Here is an 18655-nt window from a genome sequence, read left to right on the forward strand (position 1 = left end):
CTCACCGGGCCGCGTCGGTGCGCGCGAACACCATCTTGTAGATGAGCGCGAAGGCACCGGAGAACATGAGGGACATGGCGAGATACATGGCGGTGACCACGATGTAGATCTCGAACGACCGGAAGGTCTGGGATTGCAGGTTGTTCGCGATGGCGGTCAATTCCTCCGCCGAGATGGCCGAGACCACGCTGGAGGTCAGCATCAAGAGGATGAACTGGCTGGTGAGCGCCGGATAGATCGCCTTGAGCGCCGGGAAGATCACCACATAGGCGAACACCTGGAGCGGCTTCAATCCCAGCGCCAGGCCCGCCTCGATCTGCCCCTTATGGATGGTCTCGATGCCCGCCCGCACGATCTCGGTGGCATAGGCGCCCACATTCACCACCATGGCGAGGAGTGCCGCCTCATTGGCGTCGAGGCGGATGCCGATCCGGGGCAGGCCGAAGAAGATGAGGAAGATCTGCACCAGGAAGGGCGTGTTGCGGATCACCTCCACATAGACGTCCACCAGCCAGCGCACCGGACGGGGACCAGCCGTCTTGCCGAGCGCGCAGAGGATGGCCACCACGAGGCCGATGCCCATGGCCATGGCGGACAGGCGGATGGTCAGCCAGGCGCCGAGCAGAAGCTCGGGCCAGTAATTGAAGACTTCGCCGAACTGAAACACATAATTCATGGCCGGGAGCGGTCCTTGGCGCTTTCCGTGCTGCGACCCTTGCCGTTCCCTTTGCTTGTGGCGCGGGGGGCGGGACGGGACGGGGCGTGGGAGAGGGACGGGGCGGCACGCGCCCCGCAGGACTGGCGGATGATGAGCCGCGGGGGGACGATGATCTCTTCGCAGGGCAGGTCCGGGGCCGCGATGCGCCGCAGCAGCAGGCGCGCCGCCTCCCGCCCCACAAGCCGGGGATCGGTGGTGAAGGTGGTGAGCGCGGGGCGGTGAAGGGCCGCCTCCGTGACGTCGTCGCAGCCCACCACGGCCACGTCGACGCCGGGCTCCAGACCCCGCTCGGTCAAGGCGAGCATCACGCCCAGCGCCACGATGTCATTGTAACAGACCACGGCGGTGGGATGGTCGGGGCCGGCGAACAGGTCACGGGCGGCGGCATAGCCGGACAGGCGGTCCAGCACCGCGCAGGGCACGATGGGGCCGGGCTTCAGCTTGTGGCGCTTCAGCGCCCGGCGGAAACCGGCAAGGCGCTCGGAGAGCGGCGCGATGCGGCGCACGCCGCCGATGAAGCCGATACGGGTATGGCCGAGGCCGATCAGGTGCTCGGTCACCATCTCCATGCCGGCGGCATAATCGGGGCCCACATAATCGCCCTGGAAGCCATCCACCCGACGCTGTGCCATGACGCAGGGCAGACCGGCGCAATGGGCCTCCTCCAGCACCTCGGCGGTGGTGTTTTCGGCGGGCACCAGGATGAGGCCGTCCACCCCATGTTCCTGCATGCGGACCAGCACCCGGCGCTGGCGGTTCGCGTCCTCGGCGGTGTTGGTGATGAAGGCCACATAGCCTTCTGCGTCCAGCACCTCGTCAATGCCGGCGGTGAGCTGGGAATAATTGGGGGTGATGATCTCGCACAGGACGAGGCCGAGGGTGCAGGAGGCGCCCGAGCGCAAATTGGCAGCACGGCGATTATAGACATAGCCGAGCTCAGCCATGGCCGCGTCCACCTTGCGGCGGGTCTCGTCCTTCACCAGCGGGCTCTTGCGCAGGACGAGGGAAACGGTGGCGCGGGAGACACCCGCGAAGGCGGCGATGTCGTTGAGCGTGACGCGCGCGGGCGCGCCGCCGGGGCCGGAACGCAGCACCTGCGCCCCCGCCACCGCGTCATCGGCGGCAGGCGCTTGCAAGGCTTTGGGCGTGCTGCGCTTTCTGGGCGGCACGGGCGGCTCCTCGGATGGGGTTTCCTGACGCCGCCTTGTTGTGTTCTTGATGCGGCGGACCCGTGTTTAGGAAGCCGAACGACGCCGGTCAACGGAAAAATTAGATCGATCTAAAGCCCGGCAGCGTTGTGGGCTCGCGTTGCACTGCGGGAAGTGTGCGAAAAGGCGAAGGAATCGTCGAACTGGCCGTCACGGGCGATTTTTTGGAGGGGATGTCCGGCGGGATCTGACCCGTGAAGCGCCCTGATCCACCGTTCCGCGAGAAAATTTTGGATCGATCCATAAGTCGGATGCCGCCTCTCCGCCGTTCGTTCCGGGGCGCGTTTCCTCTTGGCGGGGGCGTCCTGGAGGACGGGCCGGAATGGCGGTGAGCCGAACCTTGGCAGTGCGGGGGGCGTGAGCGCGGAGGGCGGCCCGCGGCCGCCCTCGCTTTTAATCAGGCCCGAAGGTCCGACCTCAGCCCGTCCGGCCGGTCACATAGGCCCGCCAGCCACCGAGCGCGGTGATCTCCTGCGCGCCATCCACCGCATGGGCCTCGCACAGGAAGCCGGGCACCTGCGTGCCATCTTCCAGGGTCAGCTTGCCGATGCCGAGCGGAGCGGGGATGCGCTCCACGAAACGGCCGAACGCATCCGGCGGCAGGGCCCAGACTTCCACGTCGAGGCCCGGCCCGGCGAAGCCCGGCACCCGCACGAGGCCGGGCTTGGGCGGGGTGGTGTCGGGCAGCACATAGAGCCGGTAGTCCGGCGCCGTGCGGCAGCGGCGCAGCAATGCGCCGCCCGCCCCCGTCAGTTCCCCATTGAGCGGCATGCCGGTCAGATGGGCGCCCACCACAGCGATGGGCAGGAAGTCGGCCGTTTGGGTGTGCGTCGTCGCGCTCATGCCAGACCCTCCAGGACAGCAACCACGTCGCCCGTGCGCACGGTGCGGCCGGGCTGGATACGGATGTCCCGCACCCGGCCCGCCGCGTGGGCGGTGATGGAGATTTCCATCTTCATGGATTCGATGATGGCCAGCGTCTGCCCCGCCTCCACGGCGGCGCCGGGCTCCACCAGCACCTTCCACACATTGCCGGGCACATTGGCGCTGACCCCGAAGCAGCCTTCGGGGATTTCCCCCTCCTCGCCGCCGAGCACGCCTTCGTCGGCCACGAAGCTGTCGAGCCCCTGCTCCTTCCAATGGGCGCGCTCCGCATCGAAGGCCGCCTGCTGGCGGGTCTTGAAGGCGGAGATGTCGCCGGCATTGGCGGCGAGCATGGCCGCGTAGTCGCCATAGGAGAAGGCGGTCTCCTCGATGGAGACCGGATAGGCCCCGTGGGGGAAGGCGGCGCGGGCCTCCTTCAGTTCCTTGTGGTCCACGGGGAAGAAGCGGATCTGGTCGAAGAAGCGCAGCTGCCAGGGCGTGCCGGGCGCGAACTGCCGCGTTGACCGCCAGGTGTTCCAGACCTGGATGGTGCGGCCGAACAACTGGTAGCCGCCCGGACCCTCCATGCCATAGATGCACATATAGGCGCCGCCGATGCCCACCGCGTTTTCCGGGGTCCAGGTGCGGGCCGGATTGTACTTGGTGGTCACCAGCCGATGGCGCGGGTCCACGGGGGTGGCGACTGGCGCGCCCAGATAGACATCGCCGAGGCCCAGCACCAGATAGGCGGCATCGAACACCACCTTGCGCACCGCCGCCTCGTCCTCCAACCCGTTGATGCGGCGGATGAACTCGATGTTGGAGGGGCACCAGGGCGCGTTGGGGCGCACCAGCTCCTGATACTTGCGCATGGCCAGCTGCGCGTCCTCGTCATTCCAGGACAAAGGCAGGTGCACGATGCGGCTTGGCACCACCACGTCCTCGGCGCGGGGCAGGGACCGCTCGATTTCGTCCAGAAGCCCGATGAGCCGGGTGCGCGTCATGGCGCGGCCGTCATAATGGAGCTGGAGCGAGCGGATGCCGGGAGTGAGGTCAATGAGGCCCGGCACCTTTTCCCGCGCCACCGCCTCCGCCAGCAGATGGGCGCGCAGGCGAAGGGCGATGTCCAGCTTCATGTCGCCGAACTCGACCAGGAGATTGTCGTCGCCCTGGCGGCGATAGACCACCTCCACAGGTCCGTCGGTGCGGCGCGCGAGGATGGGCGAGCCCGCCTCCGCGCCCGCCCGCTTCACCGCCGGCCCGGCCACGGGATCGTCGGGACGGGGGAGGGGATGGAAGCGCATCCGGTCGCCGGGCTTCAGCTGGCCCATCTTCCATTGCTCGTCCCGCGCGATCACCGCCGGGCAGACGAAGCCGCCCAGCGAGGGACCATCCGGGCCGAGAATGATGGGCATGTCGCCGGTAAAGTCGATGGCGCCCACCGCATAGGCATTGTCATGGAGGTTGGAGGGGTGGAGCCCTGCCTCCCCGCCATCGGTGCGGGCCCAGCGGGGCGTCGGGCCGATGAGGCGCACGCCGGTGCGGGCGCTGTTGAAATGCACCTCGTAAGGCGCGCTGAAGAGGTCGTCGATGTCTTCGTCCTGGAAGAAGTCCGGGGCGCCATGGGGGCCATAGAGGACGCCGATCTCCCAGTCCGATGTCAGCTCCGCCGCTGGTGCCGCCACCGTGCCAGGCAAAGGCGGGCGGCGCTCGGCTGCCACAAGGTGCAGCACGTCGCCGCCCTTCAGCGTGCCGGTGGCGTGGCCGCCAAACTGGCCCAGCGCGAAGGTGGCGCGCGAGCCGAGCACCTCCGGCACGTCAAAGCCGCCGCGCACGGCGAGATAGGTGCGCTGGCCCGGCCCGGAGATGGCACCGATGGCCAGCACCTGCCCGGCCTTCACCGGGAAGGCGGCATCATGGGGCACGGGCACGCCGTCGAGGGTCGCCGGCATATGTGCGCCGGCCAGCGCCACGTCCGCGCCGGTGTGGAAGCGCAATGTGGGGCCGTTGACGGTGAGTTCCAGCGCCGGCAGCGTCTCGCCATTGCCCACCAGTGCATTGGCGCGGGCAAAGGAGCGGGGGTCCATGGGGCCGGAGGGCGGCACGCCCACATGCCAGAGGTTCAGCCGCCCCGGCAATTCCTGGATGGAGGACTGGGCGCCGGGGGCGAGCACCTCGATGCTTTCGGGGGCGAAGGCGAAGTCCTTCAGCGCCGTGGTGGCCACGTCCCCTGAGGCGAGCAGCTCCGAGCCGGCGATGGCCTTGAGATAGGCCAGATTCGTCTCGATGCCGCAGACCGAGGTCGCCTCCAGCGCCGCCTTGAGGGCCGCGATCGCCGCCGGCCGGTCGGCGCCGGAGACGATGATCTTGGCCAGCATGGGGTCGTAGAAGGGGGTGACCTCCGTGCCCGTCTCCACCCAGGTGTCGATGCGGGCCGCGTCGGGGAAGCGCACCTGCGTCAGCAGGCCGGCGCTGGGCTGGAAATTGGCGTGGGGGATCTCCGCATAGAGGCGCACCTCCATGGCGGCGCCCTTGGGAACCAGAGGGGTGGCGGGGATCACATCCTCCCCCGCCGCCTGCCGGATCATCCATTCCACGAGATCAATGCCGAACACCGCCTCGGTGACGGGGTGCTCCACCTGGAGGCGGGTGTTCACCTCCAGGAAGTAAAAGTCGTCCCGCGCCGGGTCATAGATGAATTCCACCGTGCCGGCGGAGGCATAGGACACCGCTTCGCCGAGCCGCACCGCCGCCGCATGAAGGCGGACGCGGGTGGCGTCGGGCAGGAGGGGGGCGGGGGTTTCCTCCACCACCTTCTGGTTCCGGCGCTGGAGCGAGCAGTCGCGCTCGCCGAGCGCCACCACCCGGCCCTTGCCGTCGCCGAAAATCTGCACTTCCACATGGCGCGCCTTGGCGACGAAGCGCTCCAGATAGACGCGGGCATCGCCGAAGCTCGCCCGGGCCGTGCGCTGGACGCGGGCGAAGGTCTCGGCCAGTTCCTCCGGCGTGGCGCACAGCTGCATGCCGATGCCGCCGCCGCCCGCCGTGCTCTTGAGCATCACCGGATAGGAGATGGCCTCGGCCCCCGCGAGGGCCGCCTCCACGTCCTCCAGCAATCCGGTGCCCGGCAGAAGCGGCACGCCGCTTTGCTGCGCGATCTCGCGGGCGGTGTGCTTGAGCCCGAAGGCAGTGAGGTGCGCGGGCTTGGGGCCGATGAAGGTGATGCCGGCCGCGGCGAGCTTTTCCGCGAAGCCCACATTCTCCGACAGGAAGCCATAGCCGGGATGCACCGCCTGCGCCCCCGTGGCGCGGCAGGCGGCGATGACCGCCTCCACGTCCAGATAGGACTGGGCGGCGGGCGCCGGCCCGAGGCGCACCGCCTCGTCGGCATCGAGCACGGGCCGCGTGAAGCGGTCCGCGTCGGAATAGACGGCGACGGATGAAATGCCCATCCGGCGCAAGGTTCGGGTGATCCGGCCGGCGATTTCGCCCCGGTTGGCAATCAGGACCTTCTTGAACATGGCTCAGCCCTTATCCGCCGCAAACACCAGGACGCGGATGGGCGTGGGGTTGAAGCCATTGCAGGGATTGTTGATCTGCGGGCAGTTGGAGATGACGCACAGGACATCCATCTCGGCTTTCAGCTCCACATAATCGCCGGGCTTCGACACGCCGTCGACGATGGCCAGATTCCCCGAGGGCTCCACCGGCACGTTCATGAAGAAGTTGATGTTGGGCACGATGTCCCGCTTGGACATGCCGTGCTTGGCCACCTCGATGGCGAAGTTTTCCCGGCAGGCATGGAGATAGCGGGTGTGCTGGCCGAAGCGCACGGTATTGCTCTCGCACGAGCAGGCGCCCGCCGAGGTGTCGTGGCGCCCGCAGGTGTCGGCGGTCACCGTGAGCATCAGGCGCCCTTCATTGGAGATGAGGCGGGTGCCCGTGCTCACATAGGCCGAGCCCTGGACGCGCAGCGTGTCCTGGGAGGAATAGCGCTCGGCGAAATTGTCGGCGCGGTAGAACAGCGTGTCCACCGCCTGCTGGCCTTCCAGGTCGATGATACGGATGGACTGGCCGCGCTTCACGAGGCCCGACCAGGGCGCCTGCGCGGGAATGTTGTGCACCTGGATGGCGTCCTTGGGATCGCGCACCGGAGTGGCGAAGAAGCCGGAGAGACGGTTCGACATGATGGCCTCCTCAGCGCGTCAGGTTTTCAAAGCCGCGCTGGGCTTCGGGCGTGGCGGTGCGGCACAGATCGTCCGGGCCCGGCGCGGCGGCGGTGAAGCGGATCACCTCCACGGGCTTGGGGTCATAGGCCGGGTTCGGGTCGAGCGGGTGCGGGCAGTTGGAGAGGGCGATCTTGACCGGCATCTCCGCGCGCAGGTCCACGAAATCTCCCGCCACCCGGGGCGTGCCGGCCCACACGAAGGCGCCCTCTTTGTCCGTGCGCACGGGGGCGAAGAAGGAGATGCAGGGCGGCACGTCGCGCTTTTCCAGGCCCAGCTTGAGGGCGGCGAGGGTGAAGTTGTCCCGCGTGTTGCGCAGGGTCTCTTGGCCATAGCGCTTGCGGTTGGAGGCCGGCGTCGAGCCGCCCATCAGCGCGTCATGGGCGCATGTGGTGTCCTCGGTGAGGGAGAACATCACCCGCCCCATGTCCGAGAACAAGACGCGCCCTTTGCCGAGCGCGGCGGTCCACTGGACCTTGATGGTGTCGGCATAGTTCAGCCGCTCGGACGTGTCGGCGGCGTTCCAGGCGATCATGGAGACGCAGCTCTCCCCTTCCAGGAGGGCAATGCGCAAGGTCTCGCCGGCTTTCAGCTCCGCCGTCCAATACCAGCCGCCGGGAATGGTCTCCCGCTTCAGATCGCCCGCCGGCAGCAGGGCGGTGCCCCGCTCCGTGGGCGGGGGCAGGACCAGCGGGGCCTTGCCCTGGCCGGCGGCTTTCAGCGCCTCGTAATTGCGCCGGTTCTGTTCGATCCGGGCCAGGCTGTCTTCGCGCGCGGTCATGTCGTCTCTCCTCAGACCGTCATGAGCGCCGGGTCGTCCCGGCCGGGGGTGAGAAGGGCGGCCGGGTCGTCCCGGTGCCCGTGGGGGGAGGTTTGGCCGGCAATGCGGCGGGGCCAGACCTCGATGTCATGGGCGACGGTGGCGCCATAGCGGCCCGCTTCCTCGGGCCGGCGGCGCTTGCGCTCGAAGGCGATCACGCGCGTGGCCAGCGTGAAGGCCTCCTTCAGATCGTGGGTCACCATGACCACGCTCATCTCGCAGGAGTGCCATAGGCGCAGCATGAGGCAGTGAATGTCGGCGCGGATGCCGGGGTCCAGGGCGCCGAAGGGCTCGTCCAGGAGCAGGATCTTCGGCTTGCGCATGATGGCCTGGGCGAGTGCCAGGCGCTGCTGCATGCCGCCCGAAAGGGCCGAGGGATATTTGTCCTCCGCGCCGGCAAGCCCCACCTCGGCGATCAGCGCCCGGGCCTCCTCCTGCGCCTGCCGCCGGGCGGCGCCGAACAGGCGGCCGGTAAAGGGGGCGGCGGGCAGTTCGGCTGCCAGCAGCACATTGCCTAGCACGGTCAGATGGGGGAACACCGAATAGCGCTGGAACACCACGCCCCGGTCCGCGCCCGGCTCGCGGGCGATGGGCTTGCCGTCGATGAGAATGGTGCCGCGCGTGGCGGTCTCCTCCGACAGGAGGATGCGCAGAAAGGTGGTCTTGCCGCAGCCGGAGGGGCCGACCAAAGCGATGAAGGAGCGGGGCGCGAAATCGAGGCTGATATTCTCCAGCACGATCTGCTCGCCATATTCCTTCCAGAGATGCTCGACGCGGATGGCGGTCATTTCGCAGCTCCGAACCAGGGGAAGAGGCCGTCGCGCAGCCGCGCGAGGGCATAGTCCATGGCCACCGACAGGAGCGTGATCCAGGCGACATAGGGCAGGATCACGTCCATGGCCAGATACCGGCGCACCAGGAAGATGCGGTAGCCAAGGCCTGAATCCGCCGCGATGGCCTCGGCGGCGATGAGGAACAGGAAGGCCGGCCCCAGCGACAGGCGCAGCGCGTCGATGAGGCGGGGCAGGATCTGCGGCAGCACCATGCGCAAGGCGATCTGCCAGGTGGAGGCGCCCAGCGTCTGGGCCTTGATGAGCTGCTCGCGCGGCAGTTCCAGCACCCGCATGGCAAGGTCGCGGATGAGGAAGGGGGTGACGCCGATGGTGATCAGCGCCACCTTGGAGGCCTCCCCCAGGCCCATGACGATGAACAGGATGGGCAGGAGCGCCAGCGGCGGCACCATGGAGACCATGCCGACGAACGGCGCGAGCAGCGCCCGCACCGCCGGCAGGAGCCCCACCGCCATGCCCACCACGAGGGCGATGGCGGTGGAGAGGGCGAGCGCCTCCCCGAGCCGGGAGAGGCTGGCCAGCGTATCGGACAGGAGCAGATAGTCCCCGGTGCGGGCATCGGCCACGAAGGCCACCCGCATCACGGCATCCCCGAGCGTGCCGAGGCTCGGCAGCAGCTTGTCGGCGGGGTTTTCCGCCAGACGCGCCGCCGAGCCCAGCACATAGGCCAGCACCACCAGCACGAAGGGCAAGGCCGCCAGGATGACGCGCGTTCCGGCATCTGGCTTGCGGTTGATGAGGCGCATAAGGAGGTCTCCGCTCCAGCCGGGGCGTCAGAGCTTGCCGTCGGCGGCGGCGGCCATGTAGGTGTCGGTGAAGCGGAACTTCACGTTCTTCGCATCGCCCAGCACCTTGCCGTCCGCCAGCTCGATGCCCACCGCGTCCGCCGACTTGGCATTGTCGCCGAGCAGCTTCTTGGCGAACAGGAACTTGCGCACCCGGTCCATGGTGGTGCCCACATCGCCCGACTTCACGAAGGCCACCGCCTCGGGCGCCTTGGCGAACAGCTTGGTGGCGGCAAGCTGGGCATCGAAGCCGGCCAGATCCGTGCCGGAGGCCTTGCCCATGGCGGTGCGGGCGGCGATGCCCTTCTCGCCGGGGTCGGTCATGATGGCCATGGTCTCGTACCAGATGCCGGCCAGCGCCTTGCCGAAATCGGGATTGTCCTTGAGCACGGCGGTGTTGGCGACCATCAGGTCCATGATCTCGCCGGGGATCTTGGAGCTGTCGAAGACGCTGTGGGCGCTCTTTTCGGTCAGGATCTCGGAGACCAGCGGGTTCCAGGTAACCACGGAGGTGACGGCCTTGGTCTTGTAGGCGGCCACCATGTCGGCGTCGGAGGTGTTGACCACCTTCACGTCGCGCTCGGACAGGTTGATGCTCTCCAGCGCCCGGGCCAGCAGATAGTGGGAGACTGAGAACTCCACCAGATTGACCTTCTGGCCCTTGATCTCGGAGAGCTTGGTCTTGTTCTTCAGGATCACGGCGTCATTGCCGTTGGAGAAGTCGCCGACGATGACGGCGGTGGTGTCGACTCCGCCGGCGGCCGGCACGGAGAGGGCATCCATATTGGTCACGGTCAGCGCGTCGAAGGCGCCGGCGGTGTATTGGTTGATGCTCTCCACATAGTCGTTGAACTGGGTGACCTCGATGTTGAGGCCATACTTGTCCGCCCATTTCTTGACGATGCCCGTATCGGCGGCATAGCCCCAGGGCATCCAGCCCACATAGATGGACCAGGCCACCTTGAAGTCCTTCTTCGGGGCGGCGAGCGCCGGGGATGCGCCGGCAATGAGGGCAGCGGCGCCCGCAGCCAGTGCGAGCTTGGACAGTCCACGCCGAGATACGGCGAGGCTCGTCAGGCCGAATTTGGAAAGGCTGAACACGGGAAGGCGTGCGCGCATAGATATTCCCCTTCGTTGTCACAAAACGATGAGGAATTGGCGAGACTCCAGTGCCGCCAATTCCTTGGCCACCGAGGTCTCCCGGGCTTTTATCCCGCCGTGCGCCCGGCCGGATGTCTCCCGGACCGGCGGCAGCTCTCGGACCAGCGCACCAAAGGTGCCGGAACCCTAGCCACCAACTCTGAACTGATCAAAGCAAGGCGCGTGCCAGGAAAATATCCTTCTGAATCAAGGGTCGGCTTTGGGTTGGGCCACGCCGCATGGCCGCGAAATCAATCAATCTGCCGACAAAGTGGGCAGAATCGCGCATATGGAGACATCTTGCATGCAGCGCGCGGTCACCCCACTGCGTCGAACCCCGCCTGCAGGGCGAGGGGATCGCGCACCTCGTTCGCCAGCAGCAGCTGAAGCAGCACGCGGGCCTTGGCCGGATTGAGGAAATGGGCCGCGACGAAGCCATGGGCATCGTCGCTGACCTCGATGTTGCGCAGCACCGGCCCGCTGCCCACCCGGCTGGAGCGCACCACCGGAATGCCCGCCTGCACGGCGCGGCTCAGGGCTGCGATGGCCGCGCCCGACGCATTGCCGTCGCCCACCCCCGCCAGGACCAGCCCGCGGGCGCCGCCCGCCACGGCGGCCTCGATCTCCAGTCCGTCCATGCCGGCATGGGCATAGAGAATGGAGACGCGCGGAAGGGGCGGCGCCGCCGGCAAGGGCAGATGCGGTGCCGGCGGCACCGGCGGGCGGAAGAAATGGATGCCGTTGGGCGTCACATGGCCAAGGGGGCCGAAATTGGGGGAGACGAAGGTCTGCACGGCGGTGGTGCTGGTCTTGGTCACGTCGGCCGCGCCGTGGATGGTGTCGTTGAGCACCACCAGCACGCCGCGCCCCGCCGCCCGCGCATCGCTCGCCAGCTGGATGGCCGCGAACAGGTTCATGGGCCCGTCGGCGCTGATGGCGGTGGAGGGGCGCATGGCGCCCACCACCACCAGCGGCTTCACCAGCGGCAGGACCATATGGAGGAACAAAGCGGTCTCCTCCAGCGTGTCCGTGCCATGGGTCACCACGATGCCGTCCACATCCGCATCCGCCTGCAGCGCCGCGATGCGCCGCGCCAGGGCGAACCAGACCTCGTCATTCATGTCCTGGCTGCCGATGGCCGCCACCTGTTGGGCGCTGATCCGGGCAAGGCCCGCCACCTGCGGCACGGCGGCCAGCAGCTGCTCCGGCGTGACCTGACCCGCATTGTAGCCGCCCTCGGAGCGGGTGTCGGCGGTTCCGGCAATGGTGCCGCCGGTGGCGAGTATGACAATATGGGCCAAGGACGCAGCTCCGGCTGGCGGGACAAGAGACAACAATAAGAGGCTGGCCGAACATGCAATATGCGCCGCGTATCCATCAAGCGGGCGGGCATTCAGCCCTGCCCGCTCCCGCCAGCCCGTTTGACCCAGGACTTGCGTGCGAGGCCAAGGCCAAATTCCCATATGAGTCGGCAAACAATAGCGCCAGCGGGAGGAGCCCCATCCATGTTTGATTCCATGAAGATCGAGCGCCACCTCTCCAGGGAGGCGTTCAAGGAGATGGAACCCAAGATCCGCGAAGGCCTGCTCGACCTGCAGTCCGAGCTGATCGCCCAGAAGAAGCGCTCCATCCTCATCCTGCTGAACGGCGCTGATGGCGCCGGCAAGGGCGCGGTGCTCAACCAGCTCTATGGCTGGCTGGACGCCCGCAAGCTGCGCACCCTCACCTATGGCGCGCCCACCGACGAGGAGCGGGCGCGGCCCGCCATCTGGCGCTATTGGCGGGACATGCCGGCGGCCGGCGAGATCGGCATCGTGCTCGGCTCCTGGTATCACGCCGCGCTTGCCCGCCATGTGCTGGAACAGCCGGACGGCGCCCGCTTCACTGAGACGCTCCATGCCATCAACCGCTTCGAGCAGATGCTGGCCTCCGAGGGTGTCATCGTCCTCAAGCTGTGGCTCTATCTGGAGCCCAAGGAAGCGCAGGAGCGCCTCAAGGCGCTGAACGAAGGCCCCGCCGACCGCCCGGTGGTGCGCGAATGGGACGAGGTGGCCAGCAAGAAATTGCGCCGCCAATTGGAGGAATCGGCCACCGAGGCGTTCCGCATCACCTCCACGGTCGCGGCGCCCTGGGTGGTCATCTCCGCCGAGGACAAGCACTATCGCGATGCCATGGTGGGCTCGGTTCTGATGGATACCCTCGCCCGCGCCATCGCCCCGGAGGCACCGCCCGAGCCGCCGCCCGTGCCGCTGAAGGCCACCGCTCCACAGCTCCCCGAGGTCAGCGTCCTCTCCGCCCTCGACCTGACCAAGGCACTGAGCGAGGACGAATACAAGGTCCAGATCAAGGCCGAGCAGGCCCGCATCACCCGCCTTGCCGCCTCCGATGCCTTCCGCAAACGGGGGCTGGTCTGCGTGTTCGAGGGTTCGGACGCGGCGGGCAAGAGCTCCACCATCATGCGGCTGCGCGAGGCGCTGGACCCCCGTTGCTTCCGCGTGGTGCCCATCGGCGTACCCACCGACGAGGAACGGGTGCGGCCCTATCTGTGGCGTTTCTGGCGCCAGGTGCCGGCGCGCGGCCACACCACCATCTTCGACCGCTCCTGGTATGGCCGGGTGCTGGTGGAGCGGGTGGAAGGATTCGCTTCGCCCGCCGCCTGGAATCGGGCCTATGGGGAAATCAACGACTTCGAGCGCCAGCTTCACGACGCCGGCTATGTGCTGGCCAAGTTCTGGCTGGCCATCAGCCCGGAGGAGCAGGCCCGCCGCTTCGAGGCGCGCGAGACCATCGCCTATAAGCGCTTCAAGCTGACGGAGGAAGACTGGCGCAACCGCGCCAAGTGGCCGCTTTACGAGCGGGCGGTCACGGACATGGTGGACCGCACCTCCACTTATTTCGCCCCCTGGACCTTGGTGGAGGCGGAAAACAAGCATTGGGGGCGGGTGAAGGTGCTGCGCACCATTGCCGACCGGCTGGAGGAGGCGCTCGCCGAGGCGTGAGCCTCACCCCGCCGAGGCGCCGGCCCGGGCCGCCGCCCAGAAGGCTTCGGCGGCTGGCGCGAGGCGCGCGCGGGGGCGCACCAGGCGCACCTCCATGGGCACGTCCCAGCCCGGCCCACCGGCCCGGGTGAGCCGGCCGCCGGGCGCGAGCTCCTCGGCGACGAGGCTGAGCGGACACCAGGCAAGGCCCCGTCCTTCCAGCGCCATGGCCTTGAGCGCCACGGCGAGGTGCGAGGCAAAGACCGGCTTGAGGAAGGCTTGCCGGCCCGCGCGCGCCCGGGCTGCCTCCAGGATGCGCCCCATGCCCGATTGGGGGCTGTAGGTGAGCGCCGGCAGCGGTGCCTCCGCCGTGCCCGGCAGGGCGAAGAGCGGCGCGCCGCCGGCGTCCCGCGCGCTCACCGGGACCAGGACGTCTGTATCAAGCGCGAGCGCGATGAAGTCCGACTCGTCCAGAGCGGGGGCGGCGGGGTGGTGGTGGCACAGTAGGAACTGGCCGAGCCCGTCCCGCATCATGCGCTCGCAGGCCACCATGTGGTCGGCGAGAAGCTGGATGGGACCGGAAGCGTGCCGGCCTTCCAGCCGGCCGAGCCAGGTGGGGAAGAAGGTGAGCGACAAGGCATGGGTGGCGATGAAGCGCAGGCCCGCCTCGTCCTCGGCGGCGGCCTCGCGCGCCTCCTGCCGCCCCCGCTCCAGGCGGTGGAGCACCTCGCGGGCGGCCGGCAGGAAGGCCTCTCCCGCCGGCGTCAGGGCGAGGCGGTGGCTGCCGCGATCCATGAGGGCGGCGCCCACCCATCCCTCCAAGGCGCGGATGCGGCGGCTGAAGGCCGGCTGGGTGACGTTGCGCCGCTCGGCGGCACGCGAGAAATTCAGCGTCTCCACGAGGGCGATGAAATCCTCCAGCCAGGCCGCTTCCATGGGTCCCATCCCCCTCGCCATGCCGCCGTCACATGGATCGACGCCGCTTCGGCATTTGAGCCCTCCCCGTCCTCCCGTCTAGTGTCGCGCCCGACACATGCCGCGCGCCGGCCAACAGCACGAAAGCCAAGGACGCCCCCATGACGCAGTATCGCATCGCCGCCATCCCCGGAGACGGCATCGGCAAGGAAGTGGTGCCGGAGGGAATCAAGGTTCTGGATGCTGTGGGCCGGCGCTTCGGCCTCTCCTTCACCTGGGATCAGTTTGACTGGAGCTGTGAATATTATGCCCGCCACGGCCGCATGATGCCGGAGGATGGGCTCGACCAGATCAAGGGCCATGATGCCATTTATCTCGGCGCGGTCGGCTTTCCCGGCGTGCCCGACCATGTGTCCCTGTGGGGCCTGCTCATCCCCATCCGCCGCCAGTTCCGCCAATATGTGGCGCTGCGCCCCGTGCGCCTGTTGCGCGGCATGACCAGCCCGCTGGCCGGCCGCACCGCCGCCGACATCGACTTCTTCGTGGTGCGCGAGAACAATGAGGGCGAATATTCGGAAGTGGGCGGGCGCATGTTCCGCGGCACGGCCGAGGAGATGGCGATGCAGGAATCCATCTTCACCCGCAAGGGCACCGACGCCATCCTGCGCTATGCCTTCGAGCTGGCCCGCACGCGGCCCAAGAAGCACGTGACCTCGGCCACCAAGTCCAACGGCATCGTCCACACCATGCCGTTCTGGGACGAGCGCTTCGCGGCCATGAAGGCTGAATATCCCGACATCCGGGCGGACCAGTATCACATCGACATCCTGGCGGCCCATTTCGTGATGAACCCGGATCGCTTCGACGTGGTGGTGGGCTCCAACCTGTTCGGCGACATCCTCTCCGACCTCGGCCCGGCGGTGGCCGGTTCCATCGGCATCGCGCCGGCGGGCAACATCAATCCGGAGCGCGACTTCCCCTCCATGTTCGAGCCGGTGCACGGCTCGGCCCCCGACATTGCCGGACAGGGCATCGCCAATCCCATCGGCCAGATCTGGTCGGGGGCCATGATGCTGGAGCATCTGGGCCACAAGGACGCGGCGGACGCGGTGGTGGAGGCCATCGAGACCGTGCTGGCCGACCCCGCCGGCCGCACCCGGGACCTGGGCGGCACCGCCACCACGGTGGAATGCGGCACCGCCATCGCTGAGGCGGTGGCCGGCTGAGGCGCGCGGCCGGGCGTCCGCCCGGCCTGCCCTTTGACGCCACGCCCGTTCAGGGCCACAAGGCGATCGCGGCGCCACCCCTCGCGGAGGGAGCGCCGCGCCGTAGGGATCGAACGGGACCGCCGCCATGATCGTGACCCGCCTCATTGGCGGCCTGGGCAACCAGATGTTCCAATATGCCGCCGGCCGGGCCCTCGCCCTGCGCCTCGGCACCGAGCTGCGCATCGACCGGGGCGCGTTCGCCACCTATGACGTACGCCCCTATGCGCTCGGCCCCATGGCCTTGCGCGCGCCGGACGCGCAGCCCGCCGACATTCCCCCGAGCCGGCCTCCCTCTTTCCTCAAGCGCCTGCTGCGGCCGCGCCCCCACACCCATCTGGTGAAGGAGGCCTCGCTGCGGTTCGATCCGGCGGTGTTCGGGGCGGCGGATGGGGCCTATCTGGACGGCTATTGGCAGTCCGAGCGCTATTTCGCCGACGCGCGGGACGTTATCCGCGCCGACTTCACCGTCGCCACCCCGCCCGATGCGGCCAATGCCGCCATCCTCGCCCAAGCGGCGGGGGAGGGCAGCGTCTCCGTGCATGTGCGGCGGGGTGATTATGTGAGCAACCCGGACGCCCAAGCGGTGCACGGCACCTGCACGCCGGACTATTATCGGCAGGCGGCGGAGCTTCTCGCGGCGCGGGTGGGGACGGGGCTCACCGCCTTCGTCTTCTCCGACGACCATGACTGGGCGCGGGCGAACATCCGCTTGCCCTTCCCGACCGTGCATGTGGACTTCAATGACGGCGACCATCCCCATGAGGACCTGCGCCTCATGAGCGCCTGCCGGCATCACATCATCGCCAATTCCACCTTAAGCTGGTGGGGCGCATGGCTTGATGCGCGGGACGGCCTTGTCATCGCGCCCAGCCGCTGGTTCGCCGCCGCCCATATGGACGCCACCGACATCGTGCCGGAGCGCTGGCTCAGGGTCTGACCCGGCGCGGGAACAGGGCTTCGCGCACCGGCCGCCACGCCTCGCGCAGGGGCGAGGGCACGTAGTCCGCCAGCGTCTTGTGCTCGCCGCGCGGGGGATGGGCGAACAGGTGCCGGAAATAGGGCTTCAGCGGCGGCGGCACTTCCGCCTGCCGCTCCAGATGCTTCAGCGTGCGCATGCGCAGCCCCCGCAAGGTGCGCCACCAGAAGACGGCCACGTCGGGATCGTCGTGCAACTGGTCGAACGCCTTCTCGAACATGAGCAGTCCCTCGCGCATGCGCAGCAGGCCATCCTCGCGCACCTGCTCCGTCACCTGGTGGGCAACGCCCGTGGGGGTGATGATGAGCGGCTCGTCCGTGAAGGCGATGCGCGGCTTCTGGCGCAAGGCGCGCATGTAGAAGTCCACGTCCACATACCATTTCATGCGGGGATCGAAATCGAGCCCCAGCGCGCGGCGATAGATGGTGGCGCTCGGCGCGCCGATCACGTTGCCGAGGAGCAGGCGCTCGGGCCGGCGCCGCAGGTCCTCCAGCTGGGCGGGATCCGCGCGATGGACCCAGGTGCGATCATTGACCATATCCTCCACCTGGCTGGCGGAAAAACCCATCAGGCAGTCGGGATTGTCCTCCATGAGCGCCACGAAACGGCCGAGCGCGCCCGGGTGGGCGAAGCGATCGTCGTGATGCAGGATCTTGATGAGCGGGGCGTGGGACTGGCGGATGGCCTCGTCCCAGTTCATGGGCGAGCCGAGGGGGTGGGAATTGCGGAAGTAGCGCAGCCGGCCGCCGAAATCATAGGTGTGGACCAACTCCTCCACCGCCCCATCGGGCGAATCATCGGTGATGACCACCTCATAGTCCGTGAAGCGCTGCTCGACGACCGAATCGAGCGCCAGCTCCAGGAATTCGACCTGCCTGTAGGCCGGAATGCAGATCGAAACGGCGGGCAAGGCTAAGCCTCTGCGTCGTGAAGGGGGGCGTATTGAAACGTCCGTTCCGCGCGGGATCAAGAGCAGCGCGCGCATGGCGTCTTTCCAGCCGCCGCCCTTTTGCCTATGGCTGGGCGGAAACAGCGGGAAACAGGTCGGATCATGACGGGCGCGATGGACGGCGGATCAAGGGGCGGCGGCCATCTGTTTCAGCGCCCCGAGGCGAGCTATGTGGTGCCGGACAGTGTCATCGACGCCGTCCTGGCCGATCGCGCGCAGCCGCTGGCCTGGATGGCCTCCCTCGTGCCGGACGGCGCGCAGGTGCTCGACGTGGGCGCCGGCAATGGCAATCTGGCGCGCACCTTGCTGCGCGCCGGGCGGCAGGTGACCATCGATGCCATCGAGCCCAATGCCTTCGCGGCGGACCTGGCGCGTCCCTTCTATCGCACTGTGCACACCGCCTTTGCGCAGGACCTGATCGCGCAGGGGAGCCTGCCCGCCTATGACGCGATCACCATCGCCGACGTGATCGAGCATGTGAGCGATCCCTATGCCTTCCTCGCCACCCTCGATCCGCTGGTGCGCGGGGGCGCCACCGTCTTTCTGTCGGTGCCCAATATCGGCTTCGGCGCCGCCCGCCTAGCGCTGCTGAACGGGGCGTTCGACTATGTGGATTCCGGCCTGCTGGAGCGCACCCATCTGCGCTTCATCACGCTGAAGACGGCTCTGGCCGTGTTCGACGCGCTGGGCTGGGCGGTGGAGCGGGTGATCCGTCTCCAGCGCAGTTTTGCCCGGGTGGAGTTCGACCGCGCGGCGCTGAAGGCCCCGCCAAGGGTGCTGCGCCGTCTCGCCTTCGACGAGGAGGCGCGCACCTACCAGCATCTCTTCGTGCTGCGGGCCGGCCCCGCGACAACGCCCATCCGCTTCGAGAGCGCCGGGGCGAGCGCGCGGGACGTGCTCAGGGATCTGCGCCTCGAAGGTCCCCGGGGCTGGCTGAAGGGCCTGATCGGCTGACGC

15 protein-coding genes, 1 pseudogene and 1 riboswitch are annotated in these 18655 nt (G+C 68.3%); of the genes and pseudogenes, 4 read left to right on the forward strand and 12 right to left on the reverse strand.

Annotation, left to right across the window (positions count from 1 at the left end):
- Window position 1: 1 nt before the first annotated feature.
- The 10 genes and pseudogenes from J5J86_RS08255 to J5J86_RS08300 all read right to left on the reverse strand — a co-directional run bounded on the left by J5J86_RS08255 (window position 2) and on the right by J5J86_RS08300 (window position 11913).
- Window positions 2-676: an amino acid ABC transporter permease gene (locus J5J86_RS08255; protein ID WP_209104411.1), complete on the reverse strand. Its 675-nt coding sequence runs from the start codon at window positions 674-676 to the stop codon at window positions 2-4.
- On the reverse strand, window positions 673-1887 hold the full coding sequence (locus J5J86_RS08260; RefSeq protein ID WP_247658233.1) for a LacI family DNA-binding transcriptional regulator: 1215 nt from the start codon (window positions 1885-1887) through the stop codon (window positions 673-675). The genes J5J86_RS08255 and J5J86_RS08260 overlap by 4 nt, the downstream gene beginning before the upstream one ends.
- A gap of 456 nt (window positions 1888-2343) precedes the next feature.
- Window positions 2344-2736, reverse strand: a pseudogene (locus tag J5J86_RS08265) (allophanate hydrolase-related protein); the annotation flags it as partial.
- Window positions 2737-2765: 29 nt separating this feature from the next.
- Window positions 2766-6311 carry an urea carboxylase gene (gene uca, locus J5J86_RS08270; RefSeq protein WP_209104413.1) on the reverse strand — a complete coding sequence of 1182 codons (3546 nt, stop codon included), beginning with the start codon at window positions 6309-6311 and terminating at the stop codon, window positions 2766-2768.
- A 3-nt stretch (window positions 6312-6314) separates the two neighbouring features.
- The gene (locus J5J86_RS08275; RefSeq protein ID WP_209104414.1) at window positions 6315-6977 is read right to left on the reverse strand and encodes an urea amidolyase associated protein UAAP2; all 663 of its coding nucleotides are present in this window, start codon (window positions 6975-6977) and stop codon (window positions 6315-6317) included.
- A gap of 10 nt (window positions 6978-6987) precedes the next feature.
- Entirely contained in the window at window positions 6988-7797 is an 810-nt protein-coding gene (locus tag J5J86_RS08280; RefSeq protein WP_209104415.1) for an urea amidolyase associated protein UAAP1, read from the reverse strand.
- An 11-nt stretch (window positions 7798-7808) separates the two neighbouring features.
- A complete protein-coding gene (locus J5J86_RS08285) occupies window positions 7809-8624 on the reverse strand; it encodes an ABC transporter ATP-binding protein (protein WP_209104416.1) in 816 nt (271 codons plus the stop codon).
- Window positions 8621-9433, reverse strand: a complete 813-nt coding sequence (locus tag J5J86_RS08290) for an ABC transporter permease (RefSeq protein WP_209104417.1) — start codon at window positions 9431-9433, stop codon at window positions 8621-8623. Before J5J86_RS08290 ends, J5J86_RS08285 begins: the two co-directional genes overlap by 4 nt.
- 27 nt (window positions 9434-9460) lie before the next feature.
- Window positions 9461-10591, reverse strand: coding sequence for a putative urea ABC transporter substrate-binding protein (locus J5J86_RS08295; protein WP_209104418.1), 1131 nt, complete (start codon window positions 10589-10591; stop codon window positions 9461-9463).
- 76 nt (window positions 10592-10667) lie between these two features.
- Window positions 10668-10774: riboswitch (guanidine-I (ykkC/yxkD leader) on the reverse strand.
- Between the two features lie 155 nt (window positions 10775-10929).
- Window positions 10930-11913: an asparaginase gene (locus J5J86_RS08300; RefSeq protein ID WP_209104419.1), complete on the reverse strand. Its 984-nt coding sequence runs from the start codon at window positions 11911-11913 to the stop codon at window positions 10930-10932.
- Between the two features lie 204 nt (window positions 11914-12117).
- On the opposite strand from J5J86_RS08300, the gene pap reads away from it, so the two are divergent.
- Window positions 12118-13611, forward strand: coding sequence for a polyphosphate:AMP phosphotransferase (pap, locus tag J5J86_RS08305; RefSeq protein WP_209104420.1), 1494 nt, complete (start codon window positions 12118-12120; stop codon window positions 13609-13611).
- A 3-nt stretch (window positions 13612-13614) separates the two neighbouring features.
- On the opposite strand, the gene J5J86_RS08310 is transcribed toward pap, so the two are convergent.
- Window positions 13615-14526, reverse strand: a complete 912-nt coding sequence (locus J5J86_RS08310) for a LysR substrate-binding domain-containing protein (protein WP_209104421.1) — start codon at window positions 14524-14526, stop codon at window positions 13615-13617.
- A gap of 140 nt (window positions 14527-14666) precedes the next feature.
- Between J5J86_RS08310 and J5J86_RS08315 the strand changes: the two genes are divergently transcribed.
- Both J5J86_RS08315 and J5J86_RS08320 read left to right on the forward strand, forming a co-directional pair.
- Window positions 14667-15731, forward strand: coding sequence for a tartrate dehydrogenase (locus J5J86_RS08315; protein ID WP_209104422.1), 1065 nt, complete (start codon window positions 14667-14669; stop codon window positions 15729-15731).
- A gap of 127 nt (window positions 15732-15858) precedes the next feature.
- Entirely contained in the window at window positions 15859-16710 is an 852-nt protein-coding gene (locus J5J86_RS08320) for an alpha-1,2-fucosyltransferase (RefSeq protein WP_209104423.1), read from the forward strand.
- On the opposite strand, the gene J5J86_RS08325 is transcribed toward J5J86_RS08320, so the two are convergent.
- Window positions 16700-17659, reverse strand: a complete 960-nt coding sequence (locus J5J86_RS08325) for a glycosyltransferase family 2 protein (protein ID WP_209104424.1) — start codon at window positions 17657-17659, stop codon at window positions 16700-16702. The two genes, J5J86_RS08320 and J5J86_RS08325, sit on opposite strands and share 11 nt — an antisense overlap.
- Before the next feature lie 141 nt (window positions 17660-17800).
- Between J5J86_RS08325 and J5J86_RS08330 the strand changes: the two genes are divergently transcribed.
- Complete coding sequence (locus J5J86_RS08330; RefSeq protein ID WP_209104425.1) at window positions 17801-18652, forward strand: class I SAM-dependent methyltransferase; 852 nt, start codon at window positions 17801-17803, stop codon at window positions 18650-18652.
- The last annotated feature ends 3 nt before the right edge of the window (window positions 18653-18655 follow it).

Origin of the sequence: Aquabacter sp. L1I39 (assembly GCF_017742835.1) — a bacterium.
Taxonomy (GTDB): domain Bacteria; phylum Pseudomonadota; class Alphaproteobacteria; order Rhizobiales; family Xanthobacteraceae; genus L1I39.

What these genes read in the sequence shown, in the direction of transcription:
- J5J86_RS08255 (WP_209104411.1), bottom strand. Translation starts at nt 676, where the DNA reads ATGAATTATGTGTTTCAGTTCGGCGAAGTCTTCAATTACTGGCCCGAG.
- uca (WP_209104413.1), bottom strand. Translation starts at nt 6,311, where the DNA reads ATGTTCAAGAAGGTCCTGATTGCCAACCGGGGCGAAATCGCCGGCCGG.
- J5J86_RS08275 (WP_209104414.1), bottom strand. Translation starts at nt 6,977, where the DNA reads ATGTCGAACCGTCTCTCCGGCTTCTTCGCCACTCCGGTGCGCGATCCC.
- J5J86_RS08280 (WP_209104415.1), bottom strand. Translation starts at nt 7,797, where the DNA reads ATGACCGCGCGCGAAGACAGCCTGGCCCGGATCGAACAGAACCGGCGC.
- J5J86_RS08285 (WP_209104416.1), bottom strand. Translation starts at nt 8,624, where the DNA reads ATGACCGCCATCCGCGTCGAGCATCTCTGGAAGGAATATGGCGAGCAG.
- J5J86_RS08290 (WP_209104417.1), bottom strand. Translation starts at nt 9,433, where the DNA reads ATGCGCCTCATCAACCGCAAGCCAGATGCCGGAACGCGCGTCATCCTG.
- J5J86_RS08295 (WP_209104418.1), bottom strand. Translation starts at nt 10,591, where the DNA reads ATGCGCGCACGCCTTCCCGTGTTCAGCCTTTCCAAATTCGGCCTGACG.
- pap (WP_209104420.1), top strand. Translation starts at nt 12,118, where the DNA reads ATGTTTGATTCCATGAAGATCGAGCGCCACCTCTCCAGGGAGGCGTTC.
- J5J86_RS08310 (WP_209104421.1), bottom strand. Translation starts at nt 14,526, where the DNA reads ATGGAAGCGGCCTGGCTGGAGGATTTCATCGCCCTCGTGGAGACGCTG.
- J5J86_RS08315 (WP_209104422.1), top strand. Translation starts at nt 14,667, where the DNA reads ATGACGCAGTATCGCATCGCCGCCATCCCCGGAGACGGCATCGGCAAG.
- J5J86_RS08320 (WP_209104423.1), top strand. Translation starts at nt 15,859, where the DNA reads ATGATCGTGACCCGCCTCATTGGCGGCCTGGGCAACCAGATGTTCCAA.
- J5J86_RS08330 (WP_209104425.1), top strand. Translation starts at nt 17,801, where the DNA reads ATGACGGGCGCGATGGACGGCGGATCAAGGGGCGGCGGCCATCTGTTT.